General features: G+C 68.5%; 28 protein-coding genes. 11 read left to right on the forward strand and 17 right to left on the reverse strand.

What is annotated here, in order from left to right; translation table 11 throughout:
* Positions 1–787 (reverse strand): NAD(P)H-binding protein (locus RWP81_RS02890; protein ID WP_314452083.1); only part of this gene is annotated, 787 nt, incomplete at its 3' end.
* Positions 788–881: 94 nt separating this feature from the next.
* Between RWP81_RS02890 and RWP81_RS02895 the strand changes: the two genes are divergently transcribed.
* From RWP81_RS02895 to RWP81_RS02905, 3 genes are all read left to right on the forward strand, one after another.
* Entirely contained in the window at positions 882–1250 is a 369-nt protein-coding gene (locus RWP81_RS02895; RefSeq protein ID WP_314452085.1) for a helix-turn-helix domain-containing protein, read from the forward strand.
* 3 nt (positions 1251–1253) lie between these two features.
* Positions 1254–2321, forward strand: coding sequence for an FUSC family protein (locus tag RWP81_RS02900; RefSeq protein WP_314452087.1), 1068 nt, complete (start codon positions 1254–1256; stop codon positions 2319–2321).
* Between the two features lie 74 nt (positions 2322–2395).
* Positions 2396–3046: an LON peptidase substrate-binding domain-containing protein gene (locus RWP81_RS02905; RefSeq protein ID WP_314452089.1), complete on the forward strand. Its 651-nt coding sequence runs from the start codon at positions 2396–2398 to the stop codon at positions 3044–3046.
* Between the two features lie 175 nt (positions 3047–3221).
* On the opposite strand, the gene RWP81_RS02910 is transcribed toward RWP81_RS02905, so the two are convergent.
* From RWP81_RS02910 to RWP81_RS02930, 5 genes are all read right to left on the reverse strand, one after another.
* Positions 3222–3998: an isocitrate lyase/phosphoenolpyruvate mutase family protein gene (locus tag RWP81_RS02910; protein WP_314452091.1), complete on the reverse strand. Its 777-nt coding sequence runs from the start codon at positions 3996–3998 to the stop codon at positions 3222–3224.
* Positions 3995–4669: an SDR family oxidoreductase gene (locus RWP81_RS02915; RefSeq protein ID WP_314452093.1), complete on the reverse strand. Its 675-nt coding sequence runs from the start codon at positions 4667–4669 to the stop codon at positions 3995–3997. The genes RWP81_RS02910 and RWP81_RS02915 overlap by 4 nt, the downstream gene beginning before the upstream one ends.
* 1 nt (position 4670) lies before the next feature.
* A complete protein-coding gene (locus RWP81_RS02920) occupies positions 4671–5054 on the reverse strand; it encodes a PPOX class F420-dependent oxidoreductase (protein WP_314452095.1) in 384 nt (127 codons plus the stop codon).
* Between the two features lie 74 nt (positions 5055–5128).
* Positions 5129–5527 (reverse strand): YchJ family metal-binding protein, encoded by a 399-nt coding sequence (locus tag RWP81_RS02925; RefSeq protein ID WP_314452097.1) that lies wholly within the window; start codon positions 5525–5527, stop codon positions 5129–5131.
* A gap of 23 nt (positions 5528–5550) precedes the next feature.
* A complete protein-coding gene (locus RWP81_RS02930) occupies positions 5551–6096 on the reverse strand; it encodes a phosphoribosyltransferase family protein (protein ID WP_314452098.1) in 546 nt (181 codons plus the stop codon).
* A gap of 113 nt (positions 6097–6209) precedes the next feature.
* On the opposite strand from RWP81_RS02930, the gene RWP81_RS02935 reads away from it, so the two are divergent.
* The gene (locus tag RWP81_RS02935; protein WP_314452100.1) at positions 6210–7121 is read left to right on the forward strand and encodes a 5'-3' exonuclease; all 912 of its coding nucleotides are present in this window, start codon (positions 6210–6212) and stop codon (positions 7119–7121) included.
* Here RWP81_RS02935 and RWP81_RS02940 read toward each other — a convergent pair whose 3' ends face one another.
* Both RWP81_RS02940 and trpD read right to left on the reverse strand, forming a co-directional pair.
* Positions 7122–8114, reverse strand: a complete 993-nt coding sequence (locus RWP81_RS02940) for a PHP domain-containing protein (protein ID WP_314452102.1) — start codon at positions 8112–8114, stop codon at positions 7122–7124. It abuts the gene before it with no gap.
* 3 nt (positions 8115–8117) lie between these two features.
* A complete protein-coding gene (gene trpD / locus RWP81_RS02945; RefSeq protein ID WP_314452104.1) occupies positions 8118–9179 on the reverse strand; it encodes an anthranilate phosphoribosyltransferase in 1062 nt (353 codons plus the stop codon).
* 185 nt (positions 9180–9364) lie between these two features.
* On the opposite strand from trpD, the gene RWP81_RS02950 reads away from it, so the two are divergent.
* The 6 genes from RWP81_RS02950 (at position 9365) to RWP81_RS02975 (ending at position 15332) form a co-directional block, all read left to right on the forward strand.
* Positions 9365–9997 (forward strand): heme-copper oxidase subunit III, encoded by a 633-nt coding sequence (locus tag RWP81_RS02950; RefSeq protein WP_183417929.1) that lies wholly within the window; start codon positions 9365–9367, stop codon positions 9995–9997.
* A 16-nt stretch (positions 9998–10013) separates the two neighbouring features.
* Positions 10014–10826: a cytochrome c gene (locus RWP81_RS02955; protein WP_314452108.1), complete on the forward strand. Its 813-nt coding sequence runs from the start codon at positions 10014–10016 to the stop codon at positions 10824–10826.
* 39 nt (positions 10827–10865) lie between these two features.
* Entirely contained in the window at positions 10866–11924 is a 1059-nt protein-coding gene (locus RWP81_RS02960; RefSeq protein ID WP_314452110.1) for a Rieske 2Fe-2S domain-containing protein, read from the forward strand.
* A complete protein-coding gene (locus RWP81_RS02965) occupies positions 11921–13765 on the forward strand; it encodes a cytochrome bc complex cytochrome b subunit (RefSeq protein WP_314452112.1) in 1845 nt (614 codons plus the stop codon). The genes RWP81_RS02960 and RWP81_RS02965 overlap by 4 nt, the downstream gene beginning before the upstream one ends.
* 170 nt (positions 13766–13935) lie before the next feature.
* On the forward strand, positions 13936–14343 hold the full coding sequence (locus RWP81_RS02970; RefSeq protein ID WP_314452114.1) for a rhodanese-like domain-containing protein: 408 nt from the start codon (positions 13936–13938) through the stop codon (positions 14341–14343).
* Positions 14344–14375: 32 nt separating this feature from the next.
* The gene (locus tag RWP81_RS02975; RefSeq protein ID WP_314452116.1) at positions 14376–15332 is read left to right on the forward strand and encodes an alpha/beta fold hydrolase; all 957 of its coding nucleotides are present in this window, start codon (positions 14376–14378) and stop codon (positions 15330–15332) included.
* A gap of 22 nt (positions 15333–15354) precedes the next feature.
* Here the strand turns inward: RWP81_RS02975 and RWP81_RS02980 are convergent, their stop codons facing one another.
* The 6 genes from RWP81_RS02980 to RWP81_RS03005 all read right to left on the reverse strand — a co-directional run bounded on the left by RWP81_RS02980 (position 15355) and on the right by RWP81_RS03005 (position 21214).
* Positions 15355–16146: a protein phosphatase 2C domain-containing protein gene (locus RWP81_RS02980; RefSeq protein WP_314452118.1), complete on the reverse strand. Its 792-nt coding sequence runs from the start codon at positions 16144–16146 to the stop codon at positions 15355–15357.
* Between the two features lie 4 nt (positions 16147–16150).
* On the reverse strand, positions 16151–16567 hold the full coding sequence (locus RWP81_RS02985) for a cytochrome c oxidase subunit 4 (RefSeq protein ID WP_055957416.1): 417 nt from the start codon (positions 16565–16567) through the stop codon (positions 16151–16153).
* Positions 16568–16571: 4 nt separating this feature from the next.
* A complete protein-coding gene (gene ctaD, locus RWP81_RS02990; RefSeq protein ID WP_314452123.1) occupies positions 16572–18335 on the reverse strand; it encodes a cytochrome c oxidase subunit I in 1764 nt (587 codons plus the stop codon).
* Between the two features lie 2 nt (positions 18336–18337).
* Positions 18338–19219 carry a cytochrome c oxidase subunit II gene (gene coxB / locus RWP81_RS02995; protein ID WP_314452125.1) on the reverse strand — a complete coding sequence of 294 codons (882 nt, stop codon included), beginning with the start codon at positions 19217–19219 and terminating at the stop codon, positions 18338–18340.
* Between the two features lie 166 nt (positions 19220–19385).
* On the reverse strand, positions 19386–19748 hold the full coding sequence (locus RWP81_RS03000; protein WP_055957426.1) for an iron-sulfur cluster assembly accessory protein: 363 nt from the start codon (positions 19746–19748) through the stop codon (positions 19386–19388).
* Positions 19749–19819: 71 nt separating this feature from the next.
* Positions 19820–21214, reverse strand: coding sequence for a dipeptidase (locus RWP81_RS03005; RefSeq protein ID WP_314452128.1), 1395 nt, complete (start codon positions 21212–21214; stop codon positions 19820–19822).
* 46 nt (positions 21215–21260) lie between these two features.
* On the opposite strand from RWP81_RS03005, the gene RWP81_RS03010 reads away from it, so the two are divergent.
* Positions 21261–21833, forward strand: coding sequence for a DUF3043 domain-containing protein (locus tag RWP81_RS03010; RefSeq protein WP_314452129.1), 573 nt, complete (start codon positions 21261–21263; stop codon positions 21831–21833).
* A 164-nt stretch (positions 21834–21997) separates the two neighbouring features.
* Here RWP81_RS03010 and RWP81_RS03015 read toward each other — a convergent pair whose 3' ends face one another.
* From RWP81_RS03015 to hisD, 3 genes are read right to left on the reverse strand one after another with little or no spacing between them, the layout of a single operon-like run.
* Positions 21998–23023, reverse strand: coding sequence for a quinone-dependent dihydroorotate dehydrogenase (locus RWP81_RS03015; protein WP_314452131.1), 1026 nt, complete (start codon positions 23021–23023; stop codon positions 21998–22000).
* Positions 23024–23028: 5 nt separating this feature from the next.
* Positions 23029–23529 carry a transcriptional regulator NrdR gene (nrdR, locus tag RWP81_RS03020; RefSeq protein ID WP_243222674.1) on the reverse strand — a complete coding sequence of 167 codons (501 nt, stop codon included), beginning with the start codon at positions 23527–23529 and terminating at the stop codon, positions 23029–23031.
* 2 nt (positions 23530–23531) lie between these two features.
* Positions 23532–24833 (reverse strand): histidinol dehydrogenase, encoded by a 1302-nt coding sequence (gene hisD / locus RWP81_RS03025; RefSeq protein WP_314452134.1) that lies wholly within the window; start codon positions 24831–24833, stop codon positions 23532–23534.
* Positions 24834–24926 lie beyond the last annotated feature (93 nt).

Raw genomic sequence — 24926 nt, forward strand, 5'->3', positions numbered from 1 at the left:
TCCCGTCGGTCTGCGACAGGGCACCACGTGCGATCGCGTCGTCGATGCCCGCGACGAAGGCCGCCGTCCCGGCGTCCAGTCCGGCCGCCTCGAGGCCGGCCGTGAGCTGCTCGATCGTGACCGCGGTGTACGTCACCGGGCGACCCAGCACCTCGGTCGCCGCCTGAGCGAGCTCGTCATACGTCCAGGCCTCGTCCCCTCCCACTTCGAGCGTCTGACCGACCAGGTCGTCGGTGGTCAGGGCGAGGGCCGCGGCCTCCGCGTAGTCGCGACGGCTCGCGCTCGCGACGCGTGCATCGCCGACCGCGGCGACGATCTCACCGGTGTCGGCGGCACGGGCCACGGCATCCAGGTAGTTCTCCGTGTACCAGTTGTGGCGCAGCACCGTCGCCGACAGGCCCGAAGCGGCGATGGCCTCTTCGGTCGCCTTGTGGTCGGCGCCGAGGGCGTAGTCGATCTCGTCGACGCGGGGGGCGCTGGTGTAGACGAGTCGGCTGACGCCGGCATCGTGTGCCGCGGCGATGACGTTGCGGTGGCCGCTGACGCGATCCGCGTCGGTGCCCGAGATGAGCAGCACGCGGTCGACACCCGTGAAGGCAGGTGCGACGGTCTCGGCACGGGCGTAGTCGAGCTCCACGACGCCGACGCCGCGCGCGGAGAGATCGTCGGCCTTCGAGGGGGTGCGCACGCCCGCGACGATGTCGGATGACGGCACACCGCGCTGCAGCAGTGCATCGACGACGAGGCGGCCGAGCTGGCCGGAGGCGGCGGTGACGAGAAGGGTCATTCGGGGTGTCCTTTCGATGGGTACGCCGGGTTAAACCTGCGCCACGCGCACGCATTCCGGAACGACGGTACCCACTTTCTGGTTAGGTACTCACATGAGCGTTAGTCTTGCCGATCTCCGGGGTCGTGATCCGCAGATCTTCACCGACGGGTGTCCCACCCGCACCGTGCTCGACCACGTCATGGGCAAGTGGGGTGTGCTCGTGCTGCTCGCCCTTTCCGACGGCACCCAACGCTGGGGGGTCCTGCGTCGCAACGTCGCGGGGATCAGCGAGAAGATGCTCGCCAGCACGCTCAAGACGTTGGAGGCAGACGGCCTCGTCGCCCGCACCGCCTACCCCGAGGTGCCGCCGCGCGTGGAGTACGCCCTCACCGACCGCGGCCGAGACCTCATGACCCGCGTCATCCCGCTCATGGAGTGGGTCGCCGACAACGCCGACGACATCGTCGCGCGGAAGGGGTGAGCCATGCGTCTTCCCGACATGCGACAGATGCGCGGAAGCCTGAATGTGCGCACGCCGCGCCGCGTCCCGCTCCTGCAGGTGGCGAAATCCGCCCTCGCCATCGTCGCCGCCTGGTTGCTCGCGGGCTGGCTCGTGCAGGGCCCGCCGCCGATCTTCGCCGCGATCGCAGCCCTCCTGGTCGTTCAGCCGAGCGTCAACCAGTCATTCACCCGCGCCGTGGAGCGCAGCGTGGGCGTCATCGTCGGCGTCGTGATCGCGGCGCTGCTGGGGCTCGCCTTCGGTTCTCAGCCGTGGGTCGCTCTGCTTTCGGCGGGCGTCGCGCTGGTCGTGGCGTGGGCCGCCCGCATTTCGCCCGGCGCGACGAACCAGATCGCGATCAGCGCGCTGCTGGTGCTCGCCCTGGGCACCGCCACCCCGAACTACGCCCTCGACCGCGTGCTCGAGACGCTCATCGGTGCCGCCATCGGCATCGTCGTGAACGCGGTGCTGGTGCCGCCGGTGCTCGTGCCTCCGGCGCGAGAGAAGGTCGACACCCTCGGACGTGAACTCGCCGCCTCACTCGAGCGACTCGCCGACGCGCTCGAGACTCCGCAGACCCCGGCCTCGCTCGAGGGTCTCCTGCTCGAGGCGCGACTACTGCGGCCGGTTCGAGACGCCGCGGCCGACGCGCTCAGTGACGGCGAGGACTCGCTGGCCCTGAACCCCCGCAGCCGCCGCCACCGCACCGACCTCGCCGCCATGGACGACCTGCTGGACCGGTTCACCCCGGTGGTCACCCAGACGGTGGGCATGACCCGCGCGGTCTATGACGGCTACGACGCATCGATCGTCGACGAACCCGCCGTGCGCGCGATCGCCGAGCAACTGCATCGCGCGGCCCATGACGTTCGCCTCGCATTCGGACTCGACACCGGCCCCGGTCGTGGCACTGAGCCGTCCGCCCCGGAGGAACCCGCCCTCACGCGCCCCCTGCAGATCCAGACGCCGTCGCCGGCGCATTGGGTGCTCGTCGGGTCGATGCTCACTGATCTGCACCGCGTGCACGAGACGCTCCGCGGCGACGCATTCTGACCGGCTCCCGTCCTCTGCTGCGAATCTTCCCCGCGCGCGCCCTCACCACTCTGCGCGCTGGTTGACTGGGCGACATGGGTACCGCGATGTTCCCCCTCGGCGCCGTCCTCTTCCCGTACACGCCCCTGGCGCTACGGATTTTCGAGGAGCGTTACCTCGTCATGCTCGGCCGTCTCCTCGATGAGACCGACCCGGCATTCGGGGTCGTACTGATCGAGCGCGGCACCGAGACCGGTGGAGGCGACCAGCGCTTCGCCCTGGGCACGATGGCGCAGCTGAGCCACGTGGTCCCACAGGCGGGGCAGATGCAGATCGTCGCGCGCGGAACCGAGCGCTTCGAGATCGTCGAGTGGCTCGACGACGACCCCTACCCCCGCGCCGACGTGCGGGCGCTGCCCGATCTGGAGTGGAACGACGCGCTGGCACCGTTACTCGATGAGGCAGAACGGATCGTCCGACGCGTTCTCGCCCGCGCCGGGCAGTTCGGCGGTACGCGGTGGGACCCCGAGGTGGAGCTGTCGGAGGAGCCGCTCCCCCGCGCGTGGCAACTGGCCGCGATCGCACCGCTGGGAGAACTCGATCAGATGGATCTGCTTCGCTCATCGACACTGGGTGGGCTGCTGCGCGCGACCATCGACCTGACTCTGGCCGCCGAACCGCTGTTGGGCGATCCCGTGCCCGACGGCGTCATCGTCGTCGACGACGACAGCCCCGGCGACGACTGACGGCGGGCGTGACGACCGACGGCGGGCATTGTGCGGGCGCCGCGCGGACGAGTCCGTCACCACCGCCCGCCCGACGCGACGACTCCCGGCACGTCACAACCTCGGGGAAGCAACCCCGCACGCCCGGGGCCCGAGGAGACCGCTTCGCGCGGCACCCCGGGCCCCGAACGCCCGCTCAGTTCAGCTCACGCACCGTCGAGGGGATGACACCGTGGCCATAGAGGTCGATGGCGAGGTCCTGCAGCGCGGTCAGCGCGACGCGCTGCGTCTGGGGGCCATACGAGATGCGGGCCACGCCGAGGGCCTCGTACTCGGCCGCCGCGAGCGCACCGGGCACGCCGATGACGCTGAGCTTGCGATCTCCCAGTCCCTCCACCAGACGGCGGGTCGTCTCGGCATCCAGCTTCCCCGGGACGAACACGGTGGTGGCACCGGCGGCGAGGAACGAGCGACCACGCTCGACGGCATCCGCGATCTTGTCGTCGAGCGGACGGTCGCCGCCCTTCAGGAACACGTCGGTGCGCGCGTTCAACACGAAGGGGACGCCCTCGGCCTCGCCCGCTGCGATCACGGCCTCGACGGCGCGCACCGAATCGGCGAGCGGCTGCACCTTGTCTTCGACGTTCGCCCCGATCACCCCGACGCCGATCGCACGGCGCGTGGTCTCGCCGGGGTTGCCGAAGCCGGAATCGAGGTCGGCCGTCACCGGCACGTCGACCGCGGCCACGATACGGCCGACCATGTCGAGCATGACGTCGAGCGGGATGTTCTCGCCGTCTTCGTATCCGAAGGTCGCGGCGATCGAATGGCCCGCGGTGGCGAGGGCCTTCGTCTCGGGCAGCGCCGCCACGGCCTTCGCCGAGATGACGTCCCAGATGTTGACGACACGCAGGATCTCGGGCGCGGCGTGCAGTCGTGCGAAGGTCTCCGCCCGTTCGGGAAGGGTGCTCATGCGTGTTCTCCTGTCGTGCGGATGGCGGTGTCGGCGATGGCCTCGGCGATGAGGGTCTCGCCCGCGCCGAATCGGATGAACCGACCGATCGTGGCCGGCTGCACGAGCGCAGCGGCGGCGACCGCCGCCACATCGGCCCGTGAGACTTCGCCGTTGCCCTGCGGCGCGGTGGTGATGCGGCCCGTCGGGGGGTCGAGCGTCAGAGTGCCCGGACCGAGGATCGTCCAGTCCAACTCACTCGCTCGCAGGTGGTCGTCGGCGGCGAGCTTGGCATCGGCATAGGCGAAGAAGGAATCGTCGGGGTCGATCCCGTGATCGGGGGTCGACCCGATCCACGACACCAGGACGAAGCGCCGCACGCCCGCCTTCGCCGCAGCATCGATCGCGCGCTGAGCCGCATCCCGGTCGACGGCGTACGTGCGCTCGGCGCTGCCCCCGCCGGCCCCCGCCGACCACACGATGGCGTCGGCGCCCGAGAAGGCCTCCGCCATCTCGTCGACGTCGGCTTTCTCGACATCGAGAACGAGGGGCGTGCCGCCCGCCTGCTCGATGTCACCGGATTGATCGGCGTTGCGGATGACGGACGTGGCCTCGTCTCCGCGATCGGCCAGCAGTTGCGCCAGGTGCAGCGCGACCTTGCCGTGCCCTCCCATGATCACGATGCGTTCCATGTCATCGTCCTCCTACTTTCTCGATCGACATCTTCAGAATCACGCGGTCCGCCCGATCGGGTGGCGCCTCCTGCTGCGCGTTGCCGTAGCGCTGTCCGAGACGCACGTAGAAGGCGCCTTCGGGGTCGGGCTCGGCCTCCACGAGTCTTCCGCGCACCTCGATGTAACGGGAAGGATGCTCGGGGTCGACCACCATGAGGCTCATCGAGGGGTTCTGTTGCAGATTGCGGTACTTCTGTCGCGTGACCGTGTGCGTGAACAGCAGGTGCTCGCCGTCGAACTCGTACCACATCGGGTTGACTTGCACGGTGCCGTCTGGGCGGACGGTGCCGAGGCTGGCGTAGTTCGGATTTTCGAGCAGATCGCGTTGCGCGTCGGGGATCATGCGTGTCCTCTCACCGGGAATCCAAGAACGACCCTACGCAGCACCTCCGACATCGGGCGGCGGGGTTGACGCCCTCAGTCCACGTCGCCATCGACGTACACCCATCGGCCCCCGCGACGCAGGAACCGGCTGCGTTCTCGCAACTCTCCATCGACCCCGTGCTGATGCCACGCCGCACGAAACAACACGACCGCGGCATCCCCGTCCTCCGCGGCGTGCTCGATCACCAGACCGTGCCACGACGTGCCGTCGTCGACGTCGATCTGATCGGGTCGGGTGCGCGGATGCCACGACCGGGTGAGATGCGCCCGATCGCCGACGGCGAAGGCGGTGTACCGCGAACGCATCAGGCGCTCGGCGCTCGGAGCAGGCGCGCCGTCGAGGATCGGACCGCAACACCGCCCGAACGCCCCGTCCCCGCACGGGCACGACGCGTCCGCCGAGGGACGAGTGGATGCCGACCCGAAAGACATCCCGCCACTCTAGGCCGCGGGGATCACGGCAGATCGCGAACGTGCAACAGCGAGCGCACCCGCAGGTTCCGGCGCAGATCTGGTCGCTGCAGGGCGTCCACCACGACCGCCGCGCCCACCCAGGTGGCGCCGCTGTCGTCGACCAGCCGACGGCACGCCTCCAGTTGCGCTCCGGTGTCCACCCAGTCGTCGACGAACAAGACCCGATCGCCCGCCCGCAGCAGCGCTCGTCGGATCCCGAGGCGCAGGTGCCGGTCGCGGTAGTCGGGCCCCGTCGTCGTCTCCCACCATGCATCGCTGTCGACGAAACGGGAGGGATCCTTCCGCACTTCCGCGAATCCCACGCCGAGCGCAGTCGCGGCGAGGACGCCGAGCAGACTGCCCCGCGACTGCGGTCCCATCACGACCGTCGGGGCGCCGTCAGGGAAGAGCGCCGCGAGGCTCGGGCCGATCCGCGCGAGGATCGCCGCGTCGCGCCACCACCCGGTGACATCTGCGCCGAACGACTCGTCGGTGCGGTCGCCCCGCCACCGGAAGGCTCGCTGAAGATCGTCGCGGATACCGGGCACGCGTTCATTGTGTCCACGTTCGGCGCGGAGCGGAGCGCCCACCGACGGGTGAAGTCGCCGCGTGCGACAAGCCCCGTGGTCCTGCGCCGTGCCCGCGTGCCAGGATCGAACCCGTGACCGACCGCATCATGCTCCTCGACACCGCGTCGCTGTACTTCCGCGCGTTCTACGGCGTACCCGACAAGGTGAAGGCGACGGACGGCACGTCGGTCAACGCCGCGCGCGGGCTGCTCGACATGATCGGCAAGCTCGTGACGACGTACGAGCCCACCCGTCTCGTCGCGTGCTGGGACGACGACTGGCGACCCGCGTGGCGCGTCGCGCTCCTGCCCAGCTACAAGGCGCACCGCGTCGTCGAGGCGGTGCCCGCGGGGGCCGACATCGAAGAGGTCCCCGACCCGCTCGAGGCGCAGATCCCCGTGATCCGTGCGGCGCTGGAGGTGCTCGGCATCCCGATCGTCGGGGCGGCCGAACACGAGGCCGATGACGTCATCGGAACCCTCGCCACCCGGGCCGACGCACCGGTCGACATCGTCACCGGCGATCGCGACCTCTTCCAGCTCATCGACGACGACCGCGGCATCCGCATCGTCTACACCGCGCGCGGCATGAGCAACCTCGAGATCGTCGATGACGCCGCCGTCGTCGGCAAGTACGGCGTGCACGCCGCGCAGTACGCCGACTTCGCCGTGCTGCGCGGCGACCCCTCCGACGGCCTGCCCGGGGTGGCGGGGGTCGGGGAGAAATCCGCGGCCTCGCTTCTGGCCGCGTGCGGCGACCTCGACGGCATCCGGGCCGCCGCCACCGACGGGTCCGCGGGCACTCCCGCCCAGCGCGCCAAGATCCTCGCGGCGAGCGATTATCTCGACGTCGCGCCCACGGTCGTGCGCGTGGCCCGCGAACTCGAATTCGCCCCCTACGACGACCGGATCCGTCCCGTCGACGAGGCCGAGGCGACGGCCCTCGCCGACACGTGGAACCTCGGCTCGTCGATGACGCGCGCCCTCACGGCGCTCCGCCGCTGATCAGCACGAGCGTTCCAGCCAGTCCCGCAGCTTCTCCAGCGGCCACGTCGTGACGATGCGGTCGACCGGGACACCGAGCGCCTCGGCTCTCGCCGCGCCGTAGTCGAGGAGCGACAGCTGTCCGGGCGCGTGCGCATCGGAGTCGATCGAGAACAGGCACCCCGCCTCGATGGCCAGCGCCAGCAGCGCGTCGGGCGGGTCCTGCCGCTCCGGACGCGAGTTGATCTCGACGGCCACACCCGAGTCGGCGCACGCCGAGAAGACGGCCGCCGCGTCGAAGTCCGACGGCGGTCGCGTGCCCCGCGCGCCCTCGACGAGCCGTCCCGTCACGTGCCCCAGCACGTCGACGCGCGCGTCTTTCGCCGCGGCGACCAGGCGCTTCGTCATCGGCCCGCGTTCCATGCGCAGCTTCGAATGAGCGGATGCCACGACCACATCGAGTTCGCGCAGCAGCTCGTCCTGCTGGTCGAGGCTCCCGTCGTCCAGGATGTCGACCTCGATGCCGGTGAGTAGGGTGAACCCGCCACCACGGTGGCCGCGGACGACGTCCATCTGCGCGCGGAGGCGCTCCGGCGACAGTCCGTTGGCGACGGTGAGGCGCGGCGAGTGGTCGGTCAGAGCAAGGTACTCGTGGCCGAGTCCCCGCGCGGCCTCCACCATGGCCTCGATCGGGGTGAGCCCGTCCGACCACTCGCTGTGACTGTGCAGATCGCCGCGCAGCCTGGCGCGCAGCTCCGCGCCACCCGTCGGCGCCGACTCGGCGCGCAGCGTCGCGAGACGCTCGGGCACGGCTCCCGCCAACGCCTGCTGGATGACGGCGAACGTCGAATCGCCGATTCCGGGTCGCCGCCGCAGCGCCGGGTCGCGCAACTCGGCGTCGCTGAGCCCCTCGATCGCGGCGGCCGCGGTGCGGAACGCCTTCGACTTGTAGCGCGACGATCTCTCCCGCTCGAGCAGGTACGCGATCTCGGTGAGCGCCTCGAGCGGATCCACGCGCTACTCCGACAACTCTTTCGAGGTCCGCACCCAGTCGTCGAGCTTCGTCGCCGCCCGCCCGTCGTCGATGGCTCCGGCCGCGTCGGCGAGCGCATCCGCGAGACGCTCGAGGATCGGACGCTGCACCTCGGCCGCATCCTGGAAAAGGCGGTACGACACCAGACCCGCCGCCGCGTTCAGCAGAACGATGTCGCGGACCGGTCCGGTGTCGCCCGCGAGCACGCGCCGCACCACCCCGGCGTTGTGGTCGGGTGACCCGCCGAGCAGGTCATCGATGTCGGCGACGGGGATGCCGAGATCGCGAGGATCCAGGTCGTGCTCGTGCACGTCGCCCCGGCTGATCTCCCACAGGCGGCTGTGCCCGGTCGTGGTGAGCTCGTCGAGTCCGTCGTCACCGCGGAACACCAGTGCGGTGGCGCCGCGCGTGCGGAAGACTCCGGTGATCAGCGGCACGCGATCGAGGTGGGCCACCCCGACGGCGTTCGCCTCGGCGCGGGCCGGGTTGCACAGGGGCCCGAGGAAGTTGAAGACCGTCGGAACGCCGAGCTCGGCCCGTGTCGGACCGGCATGGCGGAACCCGGGGTGGAACGCCGACGCGAAAGCGAAGGTGATGCCGGTTCGATCGAGCGTCTCGGCCACCTTCTCGGGCGCGAGGGTCAGCGCGATCCCGAGCGATGACAGCACGTCGGACGACCCCGACGACGAGCTCGCCGCGCGGTTGCCGTGTTTGACGACCGGAACCCCGGATGCGGCGGCCACGATGGCCGCCATCGTCGAGACGTTGACGGTGCCGAAACGGTCACCGCCCGTTCCGACGATGTCGAGTACCTCCGCGCGGACGGGAAGGGGCACCGCCGCCTCGAGGATGGCGTCACGGAAGCCGACGATCTCTTCGACGGTCTCCCCCTTCGCGCGCAGCGCGATGAGGAACCCGGCGAGCTGCGAGGGAGTCGCCTCGCCCGCCATGACCTGTCTCATCGCCCATGTGGACTCCGACACGCTGAGGTCGTCGCCGGCCAGCAGCGAGGAGAGCAGATCGGGCCAGGTGAAGCGTTCCGCCATGGGACGATCCTTTCACACGCGTGTCGTCTCGCCGTGTCGCGATCCGCGCCTCCGGCGGCGGCAGCACGAACCCGCTCCGTACCGGGGATTCCTTGCGGATTCTGAGGCTTCCCTAAGTCTCGACGATGGAATAACTCATGTTGGGGATGGGATGATCGGGCCCGCGGATCGCGCATAATGGAACGGTGACGACCTCAGCGACGTATTCCCAGGCCGTGCGTGCCGTGAAGCGACCCGACCCGGTCGCCGTAGGCACCATCGTGTGGCTGGGCAGCGAGGTCATGTTCTTCGCAGGCCTCTTCGCGATCTACTTCACCCTCCGCAGCACCTCCGCGTCCCTGTGGGCCGAAGAGACCCAGCTGCTCAATGTCCCCTTCGCGCTGGTCAACACGTTCATCCTCGTGTTGTCGTCGGTCACGTGCCAGATGGGCGTCTTCGCCGCCGAGCGGTACCAGCCGTACCGCACGGGCAAGGCCACCGGCTTCAAGCAGTGGGGAATGGTGGAGTGGTTCTACCTCACCTTCATCCTCGGCGCGGTCTTCGTGTCGGGACAGGTGTGGGAGTACGCGACGTTGGTGGCCGAGGGCATGCCCATCAGCGCCAACCCCTACGCCTCCGCCTTCTACCTGACCACCGGCTTCCACGCCCTGCACGTGACGGGTGGCCTCATCGCCTTCCTGCTCGTGATCGGCCGTGCATACGCCGTGAAGAACTTCGGCCGGAAAGAGATGACCACCTCGATCGTCGTGTCGTACTACTGGCACTTCGTCGACGTCGTCTGGATCGCCCTGTTCGTCGTCATCTACTTCCTCAAGTAAGAGAGCTGTACTCCACATGGCACGCGAGAAGAAGACTCGTCGGTCGTCCGGGCGCCGTAGCCCCCTGGCCGCCGCCGCGCTGATCGGCATCGGACTCCTCCTCACCGGAGGTGCCTATGCCGGCGCCTCGGCCGCGATGGCCGCGACCTCCACCACGCCCGTCAGCGAGGCCAATTCCGCGACCGCGGTCGAAGAGGGCGAGAAGCTCTTCCAGGCCAACTGCGCGACCTGCCACGGTCTCAACCTCGAGGGCAGCCAGCAGGGACCCGCGCTGTTCGGCGTCGGCGAACTGTCGGTGCACTTCCAGGTCTCGACGGGCCGCATGCCGCTGCAGGCCCAGGGCCCGCAGGCTCCGGTCAAGCCCGTGCAGTTCACGGAAGAGCAGATCAACGCCATCGCGGCGTACGTACAGTCCTCGGCCCCCGGACCCGCTTACCCCACCGATGACCTCGTCGACGGAGAGGGCGACCTCTCCCACGGAGCCGAGCTCTTCCGCATCAACTGCGCCATGTGCCACAACGTCGCCGGCGCCGGCGGCGCTCTGACCGAGGGCAAGTGGGCACCCGACCTGCACACGGTCACCCCCGTCAACATGTACGCGGCGATGGTCACGGGTCCGCAGAACATGCCGGTCTTCAACGACCTCAACCTCACCCCCGAAGACAAGCGCGACGTCATCTCGTACCTGATGTACGTGCAGAAGACCGACTCCCCCGGTGGCTACGCCCTCGGGTCGCTGGGCCCGGTCTCCGAGGGTCTGTTCATCTGGATCTTTGGTATCGGGGCACTCATCGCCCTGACCGTGTGGATCACGGCGAAGTCCAACTGACCGTCGTCTTCGACATTACGTAAACGCACGAGGAGCACCATGGCACACGAGGACGACGCACTCGAGCACGAGAGGGCTTCCTGGAAGCCCGGCTCGGGCCTCGCCGTCGCGGTTCCCGACGCCGTAAACAACCCGGGGCTGCCCGGTCACCGTCAGCGGATGACCGACAAGGACCCGCAGGAGATGAAGCGTGCGGTCCGCACGGTTTACACCCTGTTCTACGTCTCGGTTGCGGCGAGCATCTGGGCGAGCATCGCCTACATGATCTTCCCGATCGAGTCGGGCGCGATGATCGACATCCGCTACAACAACCTCTTCATCGGGCTCGGCATCGCCTTCGCGCTGCTGGCGATCGGCATCGGCACCATCCACTGGGGCAAGTCGGTCATGTCCGACAAGGAGTACATCGAGGATCGCCACGCGACCCGCGGGCGCGACGAGGTTCGCGAAGGTGCGATCAACGTCTTCGCCGAAGCCGACAAGGACTCCGGCTTCGGTCGTCGCGAGATCATCCGCAACTCGATGTTCGCTGCGCTGGCGGCATCCATCATTCCCGGTATCACCCTCTTCCGCGGGCTCGCACCGCAGGATCAGGACCCCGTGACGATGCTGAGCCACACGATGTGGAAAGAAGGCATGCGCCTGTCGCACGACCCCTCCGGTCGTCCGATCCGCGCGGCCGACGTCACCCTCGGATCCGCCTTCCACGTGATCCCCGAAGAGCTCGCCGGCCTCGGTCACGACGAGGGCTACCTCGAAGAGAAGGCCAAGGCCATCGTGCTGCTCATGCGCATGCAGCCCGAGCAGCTCAACCCCGAGACCAACAACCTCGACTGGTCGTACGACGGCATCATCGCGTACTCCAAGGTCTGCACCCACGTCGGTTGCCCCGTGGCACTGTACGAGCAGCAGACCCACCACCTTCTGTGCCCCTGCCACCAGTCGCAGTTCGACGTCGCCAACGGCGCGGCCGTCATCTTCGGCCCGGCTGCCCGTCCCCTGCCGCAGCTCCCCATCACCGTCGACGCCGAGGGCTACCTCGTCGCGCAGAGTGACTTCCACGAGCCCGTCGGCCCCAGCTTCTGGGAGCGCTCATGAGTACCGGTACTCACCCCACCGAGAACGTCACCACCGAACCCGCCGTCTACTCCGGTCCGCCGCAGGCGCCCGCCGGTCGAGACGGCAAGCCGCTCGGTGGCCGCTTCGTCGGCGCCGCGGCGAACTACCTCGACGAGCGCACGAGCATGTCGGGCCTCGTCAAGGAGCTCGGCCGCAAGGTCTTCCCCGACCACTGGTCGTTCATGCTCGGCGAGATCGCCTTGTGGAGCTTCGTCGTCGTGCTGCTCTCCGGCACGTTCCTGACCTTCTTCTTCCAGGCGTCGATGGTCGAGACGCACTACAACGGTGCGTACGAGCCCATGCGCGGTATCGCGATGTCGGCAGCCATGGAGTCGGCGCTGCACATCTCGTTCGACCTGCGCGGCGGTCTGCTCGTCCGTCAGATCCATCACTGGGCGGCGCTCGTGTTCGTCGCCGGTATCGGCGTGCACATGCTCCGCGTGTTCTTCACCGGCGCGTTCCGCAAGCCGCGTGAGCTCAACTGGGTCGTCGGCTTCATCCTCTTCATCCTGGCGATGGCAGAGGGCTTCACCGGCTACTCGCTCCCCGACGACCTGCTGTCGGGTAACGGCCTGCGCATCATCGACGGCATGATCAAGGGTCTGCCGATCATCGGCACCTGGACCTCGTTCCTCCTCTTCGGCGGCGAGTTCCCCGGCACCACCATCGTCGGTCGTCTGTACACCTTGCACATCCTGCTGCTGCCGGCGATCCTCGTCGCCCTGCTCGCCGTGCACCTCATGTTGATGATCATCAACAAGCACACGCAGTTCGCCGGCCCCGCGCGTACGAACAGCAACGTCGTGGGCTACCCGATCATGCCGGTGTACGCCTCCAAGATGGGTGGCTTTTTCTTCATCACGTTCGGCGTGATCGTCTTGATCGCCGCTCTGGTGACCATCAACCCGATCTGGAACTACGGTCCCTACGACCCGTCGCCCGTGTCGGCCGGTACTCAGCCCGACTGGTACATCGGCTTCGCCGACGGCGCGCTGCGTCTCGTGCCGCCGCACCTCGAGTTCGTGCTGTGGGGACACACCTGGTCGTGGAACATCATCTTCCCGGTCGCCGTGCTCGGTCTGTTCATCGTCCTCGTGCTGATCTACCCCTTCATCGAGGCCTGGGTCACCGGAGACAAGCGCGAGCACCACATCGCCCAGCGTCCGCGTAACGCCGCAACCCGCACTGCCATCGGTGCAGCCGGTGTCACGTTCTACGCCGTCATGTGGGCCGCGGCGTCGTCCGACATCATCGCGACGCACTTCCACCTCACGATGGAGGGTGTCATCCACGCCCTTCAGGCCCTGCTGATCCTCGGCCCGATCCTCGCCTACTTCGTCACCAAGCGCATCTGCATCGCGCTGCAGAAGAAGGACCGCGAGATCGCTCTGCACGGGTACGAGTCGGGTCGCATCGTGCGCCTGCCCGGCGGCGAGTACATCGAGGTTCACCAGCCTGTCGATGAGTTCGAGCGCTGGAAGCTCGTCGACAACGAGACGTACGAGCCCCTCGTCGTCCGCCCGAATGAGAAGGGTCAGATCCCCTGGCACGAGAACATCCGTGCGTCGGTGTCGCGGTGGTTCTTCGAAGACCGTCTCGCACCGCTCACGCAGGCCGAGATCGATGCAGCGGTTGCGCACCAGCACCACGAGCTCGATCACATCGCCCACGAGGAAGCCGACGAGATCGCCGGCGCCGACGCCCGTGCCGATGAAGACGGTCGTCCTCGTAACGCGGTCGGCGAGCGTGTCGAGGTCGAGATCCCGGCTCCTAAGGGACTCGGCGAGGCCAACCGCCCCCACGGCGACAAGAGCGAGTAAGACTCTCGAGTGAGGCCCCGGTGCTACGGCACCGGGGCTTCGTCGTATCCGGCGCACGGTCGACGCACACGATCGACCGTGCGACGCCCCAGCCTGGGCTGGCAGGATGCCGCGGCATGCTGGCATCCGTACACCTCCCCCGCTACGCGCCCGGTGTCTAACGTGGGAACGTGACCAACGCACTCGAATACTTCCGCGCCCGCCTCGCCGTCGAAACAGATCCCTCCGACGTCTACGCCGCACAGAAGGCCGGCGATCGCTTCGTGCTCGTCGACGTGCGGGGCGATGACGCCTGGGCACAGGGGCGCGTCACGGGAGCAATCCACATGCCCTACCGCTCGGTCGAGGAACGAGCTCCACAAGAGATCCCCCTCGACGTGCCGGTCGTGGTCTACTGCTGGAGCCCCGGCTGCAACGCCGGACAGAAGGGTGCTCTTGCCTTCGCCCAGATGGGCTACGAGGTACGCGAGATGATCGGCGGCTACGAGTACTGGGTGCGCGAGGGACAGCCCTTCGAGAACGACGAAGGCCCCTGCGAACGGGTGTTCGACGCCACCGTCATGGTCGTTCGGCGCTGACGTGCCGACATGCATCGCCATAGGATGCCGGGATGCCTCCCCATCCAGCGATCGCCCCCTTCGCGAGCGGCTTCCTCGACCGACCCGACGGCGCCCGTCTGTACTGGGAAGCCTCGGGGAACCCCCGAGGACGTCCCGCGCTGTATCTGCACGGCGGGCCCGGCGGCGGCCTCGGCCCTGGCGGCTACCGCCGTCGGTTCGATCCCGGGCTGCACCTCATCGTCGGCATCGACCAACGCGGGTGCGGCCGCAGCACGCCGTGGGCCTCCGACGACCTCTCCAGCCTGCGAACGCAGACCATGGTGCAGCTGATCGATGACCTCGAGGCCGTCCGCGCTCACCTGGGCATCGAACGGTGGCTGCTGCACGGCGTGTCCTGGGGATCCACCCTCGCACTCGCATACGCGCTCGCGCACCGCGATCGCGTGACAGAGATCGTCAACCTCGCCGTGACCACGGGCCACCGGTGGGAGATCGATTGGATCACCGACGGCATTGCTCCTGTCTTCCCTGAGGCGCATGAACGCTTACGAGCGGTCCTGTCCGACGACGAGCGCACGATCGAGGGATACGCACGACTGCTCACAGATCCCTCGCCCGCGGTGCGCCGACGGGCCGCCGACGAGTGGGACGCGTGGGAGACCGCTCACATCTCGCTCGGGCCTCATGCAGCGCCGGGACCTCTGCATCCGGACGACAGGCACCGCCTGAACTTCGCCACCCTCGTCACGCACTACTGGGCGAATGACTGCTTCCTGCCGGGCGATCGGTCGGTCCTCGCACGAGCCTCCGAACTCGCCGGGATTCCCGGGGTTCTGGTGCACGGGCGACGCGACATCAGCGGGCCCGTACTGACGCCGTGGCGCCTCCACCGGTCATGGCCGGGCAGCAGACTGGAGATCGTCGAGGAAGACGGGCACGGCGGCCCGCGGAGCGCGGGGCTGGCGATCGAGGCGATGGACGCCTTTGCGAGAGCCGCGGCTCGGTGACGGGACCTACAGAGGTGTCGGCTCAGGCCGTTTCGACGTCTTCCGCGAACCACCGCGCCGCCGACCCGAAGAACACCGGGTCCACCGTGGTGGTTTCGTCGTCGTCGACGACGTCGCAGACAACGACCGTCACGTTGTCGCGCGTTCCCGCCTCAAGCGCCAGGGCGACCGCCGCGGCGGCGGCCTCGCGCGGGCCGGAGGCTTCGGCGATGAGCCGTGCGACATCGGCCTCGGGGACGTAGTCGGTGAGGCCGTCGCTGCAGAGCACCCAGCGGTCTCCGACGCGCGGCGGGCGCTCGGCGACGGAGACAACGTCTCCTTCGGCCCCGCCAAGAGAAGCGGTGATGATGTTGCGGCGGGGGTGCGCTGCGGCCGCCTCGGGCGGAATGATGCCGTGGTCGACCAGGGCCTGAACGTAGGAGTCGTCGCGCGTCTCGCGGGAGAACTCCCCATCGCGCAGGAGGTACGCACGGGAGTCGCCCGTGTGCGCGAGAAGCAGGTCGCCCGTCGTGCTCAGGAAGATACCGGTGAACGTCGTCGCCATGCCCTCGAGGGCGGGGTTTCGCTCGACATGCGCTCGGATGTCCCAGTTGGCCTCGCGGATACGCACGAGGAGGCCATCGGCATCCAGCCCTCCCCCGCGAGTCGCGACCAGGCGGTGGACCAGAGCCGCCGATGCAAGATCACCAGAGGGGCCACCGCCGACGCCATCAGCGACCGCCGCACCCCAGGACGCCGCGAAGGCGGCGTCCTGGTTGGTGGGACGATGGGCGCCGGCATCCGAGACGGCGGCCGTTATCAGCCGAACGGGCACAGGATCAGCGTGCGAAGTACCCGCGGTAGTACTCGTACACCCAGCCGACGATGGCGATCACGAAGACAGCGAAACCGACGGGTACAAGCCAACTGCCCACAGCCAGACCGATCACGGCGATAGCCGCGGACGCCGCGAGCACGATGGGCCACCACGACCACGGGCTGAACTCGCCCATTTCGGGGTCGCCGTCATCGATGTCGGCCGTCAAGGTGTCTTCGGGGAGCTCGCCGCGCTGGGACTTGAGGACGCGACCGATGTAGAACGCGATCATCGACGACATGAGCCCGAGGAAGCCGAGTGCCACGGTGCCGACCCATTCGACACCACCGTGCTGGATGAGGCTCCAGACGGTGTATACCGCCGCGATGAGGAACGAGAAGACCGCGAGGATCCACCAGAGATTGACGTTGGTACGCATGGACTTACTTGACCTCTCCGGCGGCAGCGTCGACGACAGGCGCATCGGGGGCGTCCTTGGCCGGACCCACGCCGACCGGGATACCGGCTTCGGGGTGGTTCAGGTCGAACGCGGGACGCTCGCTGCGGATGCGCGGGATCGAGGTGAAGTTGTGGCGCGGCGGCGGGCAGGACGTCGCCCACTCGAGCGACGCACCGTAGCCCCACGGGTCGTCGACCGTCACGCGCGGTGCCTTGCGCGCGGTGATCCACACGTTCAGCAGGAACGGGATCATCGAGGCGCCGAGGATCATCGATCCGACGGTGGACAGCTGGTTCTCCCACGCCCATCCGTCGGCGGCGGCGTAGTCGGCGTAACGACGGACCATGCCGTCGACGCCGAGCCAGTGCTGGATGAGGAAGGTCATGTGGAAGCCGATGAACAGCATCCAGAAGTGCACCATGCCGAGACGCTCGTTGAGCATCTTTCCGGTCCACTTGGGCCACCAGAAGTAGAAGCCGGCGAACATCGCGAACACGACCGTGCCGAACACGACGTAGTGGAAGTGCGCGACCACGAAGTACGAGTCGGACAGGTGGAAGTCCAGCGGAGGCGACGCCAGGATCACGCCGGTCAGACCACCGAAGACGAACGACACCAGGAAGCCCAGGGCGAAGACCATCGGCGTCTCGAAGGTGACGGATCCACGCCACAACGTGCCGATCCAGTTGAAGATCTTCACGCCCGTCGGCACCGCGATGAGCATCGTCATCAGGGCGAAGAAAGGCAGCAGCACGCCGCCGGTGACGTACATGTGGTGCGCCCACACGGCCACCGACAGAGCGGCGATCGCGATGGTGGCGTAGACGAGGGTCTTGTACCCGAAGATCGGCTTGCGGCTGAAGACCGGGAAGATCTCGGACACGATGCCGAAGAACGGCAGCGCGATGATGTACACCTCGGGGTGACCGAAGAACCAGAAGAGGTGCTGCCAGAGCAGGACACCGCCGTTTTCAGGGCTGTAGATGTGGGAGCCGAGCACACGGTCGGCGGCGGCGGCGAAGATGGCGGCCGCCAGCACGGGGAACGCGAGCAGGATCAGGATGCTCGTGATGAGCGTGTTCCACGAGAAGATCGGCATGCGCCACATGGTCATACCGGGTGCGCGCATGGTGAGCACGGTGGTGATGAAGTTCACCGCGCCGAGGATCGTGCCGAAACCGCTGATGCCGAGGCCCAGCATCCAGAGGTTTCCTCCCACGCCCGGCGAGAAGCTGGCGTTGGCGAGCGGCTGATAGGCGAACCACCCGAAGCCAGCCGCACCCTGAGGGGTGAGGAAGCCCGAGACGGCGATCGTCGAACCGAAGAGGAAGAGCCAGAACGCGAACGCGTTCAGACGGGGGAACGCCACGTCGGGCGCACCGATCTGCAGCGGCAGCAGCGCGTTTGCGAAGCCGGCGAACAGCGGCGTCGCGAACATCAACAGCATGATCGTGCCGTGCATGGTGAACAGCTGGTTGTACTGCTCTTTGGTCGGGATGATCTGCATGCCGGGCTCGAAGAGCTCAGCACGGATGATCAGCGCCATCACGCCACCGAGCATGAAGAACAGCACGGAGGCGATCAGGTACATGTACCCGATGGTCTTGTGGTCGGTGGAGGTGATCCACTTGACGACCAGGTTGCCCTTCTGCTCGACACGCGTGGTGCTCAGCAGTGCGGCTTGACGCGGCGGGAGAGTCGTCGGCCGCGAGGGGCCTGTCCCCTGGAGCGGAAGCGTCGTGGCCATGATCACTCGTTCCCTTCGGTACCGGTCGTCGTCAGGTTCTGCAGACGCGACAGGTCGCTGATGTCACCGACGTCGCCCGCGCGGCGCAGCGAGTCGAGGTAATCCTCGTACTCGGCCTCGCTGACGACCTTGACGTTGAAGAGCATGGCGGAGTGGTATTCACCGCACAGCTCGGCGCACTTGCCCTCGTACGTGCCCTCACGAGTCGGCATGAACGACCACTCGTTGTCGCGGCCGATGTACATGTCTTTCTTGTACAGGAAGTCGATGATCCAGAACGAGTGGATGACGTCGCGCGAGCGCAGGTCGATCTTGACCGTCTTGTTCACCGGCAGGTAGAGAGTGGGCACGTCGTCGAGGTCGTACCCGTCGGAGGTGGCGATCGCCTGCACACCCATCGAGTACACGGCGTCGGAGTTGTCTTCCTCTTCGCCGTTGTACTGGAAGTCCCACGCCCACTGCTTGCCGTAGGCGGTGATCGACACGTCGGGGTCGTCGTACTGCGTCTCGAGCGTGTTCTGATCGCGCGCCGTGAAGGCGAAGAAACCGACGACCAGGATCAGCGGGACGATCGTGTAGAAGATCTCGACCGGCATGTTGTAGCGGAGCTGCACCGGCAGGCCGGACTGACCACGGCGACGGCGGTACGCGATGACCGACCACAGCATCAGGCCCCAGGTGACGACACCCACGGCGAGGAGCACGATCCACGAGTTGACCCACAGACCGGCGACCATGTCGGTGTGGTTCGTGGCGGGCGTTCCGTCATCGACGAAGCCGGGCAGGAATCCGTGCAGCTGGGTCGTGGTGCAGCCCGAGAGGAGTGCGACGGAGGCGATCCCGAGAGGGAGCGCTGCCCAACGAAGGCGACGTTTGGAGGGCACAATGCACCTTTCCGGGTCGTGGATGAAGCTTTGACAGTCTACGGCAACCTCTCACCGTTCTCAGGCCATTCGTCCAGTGCCGAGACATCGAGAACCCCCGGATTCCACGGTGTGATCCGTGGTCCCGGGGGTTCTCGAAGACGACGCCGTACGACGGCGACAGAGCTCAGTGGAAGCTGTCACCGCACGCGCAGGAACCCTGCGCGTTGGGGTTGTCGATCGTGAAGCCCTGCTCGGAGATCGTGTCTTTGAAGTCGATGCTCGCACCGTCGAGGTACGGCACGCTCATGTCGTCGACGATGACCTCGACGCCGTCGAAGTCGACGACCTTGTCACCGTCGAGGTAGCGCTCGTCGAAGTAGAGCTGGTAGATGAGTCCGGAGCATCCGCCGGGCTGGACGGCCACGCGCAGACGCAGGTCGTCACGACCCTCCTGCGACAGCAGGCTCTTCACCTTGTCGGAGGCGGCGGCGGTCAGGCCCACGCCGTGCTCACGGGTGTCGGCGGGCGACAGAGTGGTGTCGGTCATGGCGATGCCCTTCGTGTTGATCGGTCGCGGGGACGTATGGAGTCTACGCCGATCCCGCCCCCGCGGCCCCGTCAGACGATTCGGTCGTTCAGCCGGGTCAGCAGGAGAGCCTCGGACACGAGGGCGTTGCGGAAGGTCTCGAGGTGCAGCGACTCGTTGGGGCTGTGCGCCCGCGCGTGCGGATCCTCCACTCCGGTGACGAGGATCTGAGCGCCCGGGAACTCGCTCACGAGGTCGGCGATGAAGGGAATGGACCCGCCGATACCGACGTCGACGGACTCGACGCCGTACCCCTCCGCAAACGCCGCGCGCGCCTCCTCGACGGCCCATCCGCTCGTGTCCACGAGGAACGAATCGCCGCAGTCGACGTCGCTGAACTTCAGGCGCGCGCCGAACGGGGCGTGGGCGCGCAGGTGCTTCTCGATCGCGGCGAACGCCTCGTCGGCATCCTGTCCGGGAGCGACACGTGCGCTGATGACGACGCTCGTCTCGGGAGCCAGGGTGTTGGATGCCGCGGACACGGGCGTGGCATCCCATCCGGTGATGGTGATCGACGGCTTGTTCCAGATGCGGCTGAGGATCGAGTCGCGCCCGATGGGGGTGACACCCTCGAGCAGGCCCGACTCCGCACGCAGCGTCGACTCGTCGTATTCGGGAGTCGCGGCGTCGCGCACCGCGAGGCCGTCGACGGCCACGGCACCGTCATCGTCCCACAGCGTCGCGAGCAGCTTGACCGTGGCGAGCATGGCATCCGGGACCGCGCCGCCCATCATGCCCGAGTGCGAAGCGTGCTCGAGCGTCTTCACCGTCAGGGTGAAACGGGCGTTGCCGCGCAGGGACACGGTGAGTCCGGGGGTGCGTTCGTCCCAGTTGCCGGAGTCGGCGACGACGATCACGTCGGAGCGGAGCACGTCGGCGTTGTCGGACAGGAACTGCGGGAACGAGCGGGAGCCGTACTCTTCTTCACCCTCGATGAAGACGGCGAGGCCCAGGTCGAGGTCGTCTCCGAGCACCTCGACCACGGCGCGGATCGCACCGACGTGTGCCATGATGCCGGCCTTGTCGTCGGCGGCACCGCGACCGTAGAGACGGCCGTCGCGCACGGTCGGCTGGAACGGCGGGGAGTCCCACAGCGCCTCGTCACCCGGGGGCTGCACATCGTGATGCGCATACAGCAGCACGGTGGGGCGTCCGTTGCGCGCGGCGCGCGACGCGAGCACGGCGGGCTGTCCCATCTCGTCGGTGCCGGGAATGGCGGCGCGCGCGACCTTCACCGCATCGAAGACGCCGGTGCCCTCGAGAAGGGCGGCGACGGCGTCGGCGCTCTTCACCAGCGCGGACTGGTCGAATGCCGGCCAGGCAATGGAGGGGATGCGCACGAGGGAACCGAGATCGGCGAGGGCTGCGGGGATGCCGGAGTCCGCTGCATTTTGCACAGCGTCCTGCCGGGACAGGTCGAGGGTCATGCGGGTAATCTTAAATCTCCTGATCAGCGAAGCACCGAGGTTTCCCGTGGCCAAGTCCCCCGCCCCCGCACCCAACGACACCCCCGTCGACCCGACGGCGATCGGCACGGGCAAGGGTCGTGCGACCCCGTCGCGCGCCGAGCAGGAGGCCGCGCGCAAGCGTCCCCTCGTCCCCGACACCAAAGAGGCCAAAGCGCGCGCCCGGGCCGATCTCGCCGCTCAGCGTGAGAAGGCCCGCATCGGCATGGCCGCCGGCGAAGAGCGTTACCTGCCGGTGCGCGACCGCGGCCCGCAGCGCCGGTTCGCGCGCGATTTCGTGGATGCCGGCTGGCACCTCGGCGAGGGCGTCATGCCGTTCATGGTCATCGTCATCGTCGCGACCCTCATCCCGATGTCGATCTTCCAGTACTGGTCGTTCGTTGCACTGTGGATCTTCATCCTCTTCGTCGTCGGCGACATGATCATCACCTCCATCCGCGTGAAGAAGGCCGCGAAGGAGAAGTTCGGCGAGAGCAAGCTCGAGAAGGGCCTCGGATGGTACGCGGCGATGCGGACCGTGCAAATGCGCTTCATGCGTCTGCCGAAGGCCCAGGTCAAGCGCGGTCAGTACCCGGTCTGACCCCACCCGATTCTGCGAGCAGCGTGCCTTCGGGCGCGCCGCTTCGTCTTTCCGCCGGCGAGGCAGGCGGCGGATGTCCAGGACACGCCGCGTGTACGGGGCCGTGGCGGCGTGTCGGGGACACTCGTCCGCGGGCGCGGGTCGCCGAGGAGCGGCCGGCGGCGTCAGCGGGCGCGCGCGAGGCCGCGGTTGATCTGACGGGCCCAGAGGGGTCCGCGGTAGAGGAATCCGGTGTAGCCCTGCACGAGGGTCGCGCCGGCGGCGAGACGCTCGCGCACATCGTCGGCGGTCTCCACTCCCCCGGCCGAGACGACCACGAACTCCGCCGGTACCGCCTCGCGGACGAGCCGCAGCACCTCGGTCGCGCGCGCCTTGAGCGGGGCACCCGACAGACCACCGGCGCCCGCGGCGTCGACGGTCGCGGCATCCGTGTGGAGTCCTGAGCGCTCGATGGTGGTGTTCGTGGCGATGATGCCCGACAGGCCCGCATCGACGGCGAGGCGCGCGATGTCCTGCACCTCGGCGTCGTCGAGGTCGGGCGCGATCTTGACCAGGAGCGGGGTGTCGCCCGCGGCATCCTGCACGGCCGTCAGGAGCGGACGAAGGGTCTCGACCGCCTGGAGTCCGCGCAGCCCGGGCGTGTTGGGTGAGGACACGTTGACCACGAGGTAGTCGGCGAGGGGCGCGAGCATCTTGGCGCTGCGGACGTAGTCGGTGGTGGCGTCTTCGACGGCGACCGCACGGCTCTTGCCGATGTTCACACCGATAACGGGGCGCGTGCGCGACCGACGCAGGCGCCGGAGCTTGGCGGCGGCCGCGGCCGCTCCGTCGTTGTTGAAGCCCATGCGGTTGATCACCGCGCGGTCGGCGACGAGGCGGAACAGGCGCGGCTTGGGGTTGCCCGGCTGCGGCAGTGCAGTGACGGTACCCACCTCGACATGGCCGAACCCGAGGGCGCCGAGCCCTCGCCCCATCGTGACGTTCTTGTCGAAACCCGCCGCCACGCCGAACGGCGAGGCGAAATCCAGCCCGAGTGCCCGCACGCCTTGATCGGATGACGGGGAGGTGAAGCGTCGGACCACGGATGCCACCGGCTCGACGCCCGCGACACGGATCACGAGCGCACCGAGATGGTGGGCGAACTCGGGATCGAGGCGGGTGAGGACCGTGCGGAAGAGAAGGGGATACATCACCGTCAGGTTACTGGACGCCCGTCAAGGTCGCCGTCTGCGAGGGCGGCGGCGCGGTCGGCGTGATCCGCGCGCAGCTGCGCGATCGCCGCGTCGAAATCCTCGAGGGAGTCGAACGCCTGGTAGACGCTTGCGAACCGCAGGTAGGCGACCTCGTCGAGATCTCGGAGCGGCCCGAGAATCGACAGACCGATCTCGTTCGCCTCGATCTGCGACGACCCCGTCTGTCGGATCGCCTCCTCGACCCGCTGGGCGAGCACCGCAAGATCGGCGTCGGTCACGGGCCTGCCCTGACACGCCTTGCGCACTCCCGACATCACCTTCTCGCGGCTGAACGGCTCGACCACGCCCGAACGCTTGATGACGTTGAGGCTCGCGGTCTCGACCGTCGAGAACCGTCCTCCGCACTTCGGGCACTGCCGGCGGCGACGGATGCTGAGGCCGTCGTCGCTCGTGCGCGAGTCGATGACGCGGGAGTCGGGGTTGCGACAGAAGGGACAGTGCACGATTACGCCTCGAAACGTGCGGTCACGGCCTCGCCGTGCGCGGGCAGCGCCTCGGCCTCGGCGAGGGTGACGATGGCATCCCGCACCTCGGACAACGCGGCGCGGTCGTACTCCACGACCTGCTGGGGCCGCAGGAACGTCGCAGCCGAAAGTCCTGCGCCGTAACGCGCCTGACCGCCCGTGGGGAGAACGTGATTGCTGCCGGCGAGGTAGTCGCCCAGGCTCACGGGCGTGTAGGGGCCGACGAAAACCGCCCCCGCGTTGACGAACTCCTCAGGCCGCGGATCGGCGAGGTGCAGCTCCAGGTGCTCGGGGGCGTAGGCGTTGCTGAACGCGGTGGCCTGCGCGATGTCGTCGACGAGCACGACCGCGGACTGCGGGCCGTGGAAGGCGGCGGTCACGCGCTCGCTGTGACGCGTCGCGTCCACGCGCGCGGGAAGGGCGGCCTTCACGGCCTCGGCCAGCGCGGCGGAGTCCGTGACGAGCACGGCCGACGCCTGCTCGTCGTGCTCGGCCTGGCTGACGAGGTCGGCGGCGATCAGGTGAGGCGCGGCGCTGTCGTCGGCGACGACGAGGATCTCGGTCGCCCCCGCCTCGGAGTCCGTGCCGACGCGGCCGGCGACGGCGCGCTTGGCGGAGGCGACGAAGTTGTTGCCGGGCCCGGTGACGACGTCGACCGGGTCGAGACCGATCTCGGACACCCCGTAGGCGAAGGCGCCGATGGCGCCGGCCCCGCCCATCGCGTAGACCTCGGTGACGCCGAGCATGTGCGCCGCGGCAAGGATGACGGGGTGCACGCGCCCGCCGAATGCGGACTGCGGCGGTGAGGCGAGGGCGACTTCGCGCACACCCGCCACCTGGGCGGGGACGACGTTCATCACGACGCTGGACGGATAGACCGCTTTGCCACCGGGTACATACAGGCCGACCCGGCGCACCGGCTGCCAGCGCTGTGTGACCCGGGCACCATCGCCGATCTCGGTCACAACGGGGGCGGGCACCTGCGCGGCCGACGCCGTGCGCACCCGTTCGATAGCGGTATCGAGTGCCGCACGGATCTCGGGGGCGAGGGTGCGCAACGCCTCTTCGAGGTGGTCGGCGGGGACGCGGATGGCGTGGTCGCTCACCCGATCGAACCGGGCGGCCTGCTTGCGCAGCGCCTCTTCTCCGCGGTGAGCGACGTCATCGACGAGACGCGCAGCCGTAGCGAGGGCCTCATCGCGCGCGGCGTCGGCACGCGGGACGACGGCGAGGAGCTCGGCCGGCGAGAGCACGCGGCCGCGGAGATCGATCGTGCGGAGCATGGTTCCCAGGCTACCGGCCGCGCACGCACTGCCCCGCGCGCGGCGAGCGGCTCGCAGATGGTGCTCAGTCAGTGGCCGGGGCTCGCCTACCTC

The sequence above is a fragment of the uncultured Microbacterium sp. genome, from assembly GCF_963521695.1.
In the GTDB taxonomy this organism is placed as follows: Bacteria; Actinomycetota; Actinomycetes; order Actinomycetales; family Microbacteriaceae; genus Microbacterium.

Coding starts and splice junctions, on each gene's coding strand:
- RWP81_RS02895 (WP_314452085.1), top strand. CDS start 882: ATGAGCGTTAGTCTTGCCGATCTCCGGGGTCGTGATCCGCAGATCTTC.
- RWP81_RS02900 (WP_314452087.1), top strand. CDS start 1,254: ATGCGTCTTCCCGACATGCGACAGATGCGCGGAAGCCTGAATGTGCGC.
- RWP81_RS02905 (WP_314452089.1), top strand. CDS start 2,396: ATGGGTACCGCGATGTTCCCCCTCGGCGCCGTCCTCTTCCCGTACACG.
- RWP81_RS02910 (WP_314452091.1), bottom strand. CDS start 3,998: ATGAGCACCCTTCCCGAACGGGCGGAGACCTTCGCACGACTGCACGCC.
- RWP81_RS02915 (WP_314452093.1), bottom strand. CDS start 4,669: ATGGAACGCATCGTGATCATGGGAGGGCACGGCAAGGTCGCGCTGCAC.
- RWP81_RS02920 (WP_314452095.1), bottom strand. CDS start 5,054: ATGATCCCCGACGCGCAACGCGATCTGCTCGAAAATCCGAACTACGCC.
- RWP81_RS02925 (WP_314452097.1), bottom strand. CDS start 5,527: ATGTCTTTCGGGTCGGCATCCACTCGTCCCTCGGCGGACGCGTCGTGC.
- trpD (WP_314452104.1), bottom strand. CDS start 9,179: ATGGCGGAACGCTTCACCTGGCCCGATCTGCTCTCCTCGCTGCTGGCC.
- RWP81_RS02955 (WP_314452108.1), top strand. CDS start 10,014: ATGGCACGCGAGAAGAAGACTCGTCGGTCGTCCGGGCGCCGTAGCCCC.
- RWP81_RS02960 (WP_314452110.1), top strand. CDS start 10,866: ATGGCACACGAGGACGACGCACTCGAGCACGAGAGGGCTTCCTGGAAG.
- RWP81_RS02965 (WP_314452112.1), top strand. CDS start 11,921: ATGAGTACCGGTACTCACCCCACCGAGAACGTCACCACCGAACCCGCC.
- RWP81_RS02975 (WP_314452116.1), top strand. CDS start 14,376: ATGCCTCCCCATCCAGCGATCGCCCCCTTCGCGAGCGGCTTCCTCGAC.
- RWP81_RS02985 (WP_055957416.1), bottom strand. CDS start 16,567: ATGCGTACCAACGTCAATCTCTGGTGGATCCTCGCGGTCTTCTCGTTC.
- ctaD (WP_314452123.1), bottom strand. CDS start 18,335: ATGGCCACGACGCTTCCGCTCCAGGGGACAGGCCCCTCGCGGCCGACG.
- RWP81_RS03000 (WP_055957426.1), bottom strand. CDS start 19,748: ATGACCGACACCACTCTGTCGCCCGCCGACACCCGTGAGCACGGCGTG.
- RWP81_RS03005 (WP_314452128.1), bottom strand. CDS start 21,214: ATGACCCTCGACCTGTCCCGGCAGGACGCTGTGCAAAATGCAGCGGAC.
- RWP81_RS03015 (WP_314452131.1), bottom strand. CDS start 23,023: ATGTATCCCCTTCTCTTCCGCACGGTCCTCACCCGCCTCGATCCCGAG.
- hisD (WP_314452134.1), bottom strand. CDS start 24,833: ATGCTCCGCACGATCGATCTCCGCGGCCGCGTGCTCTCGCCGGCCGAG.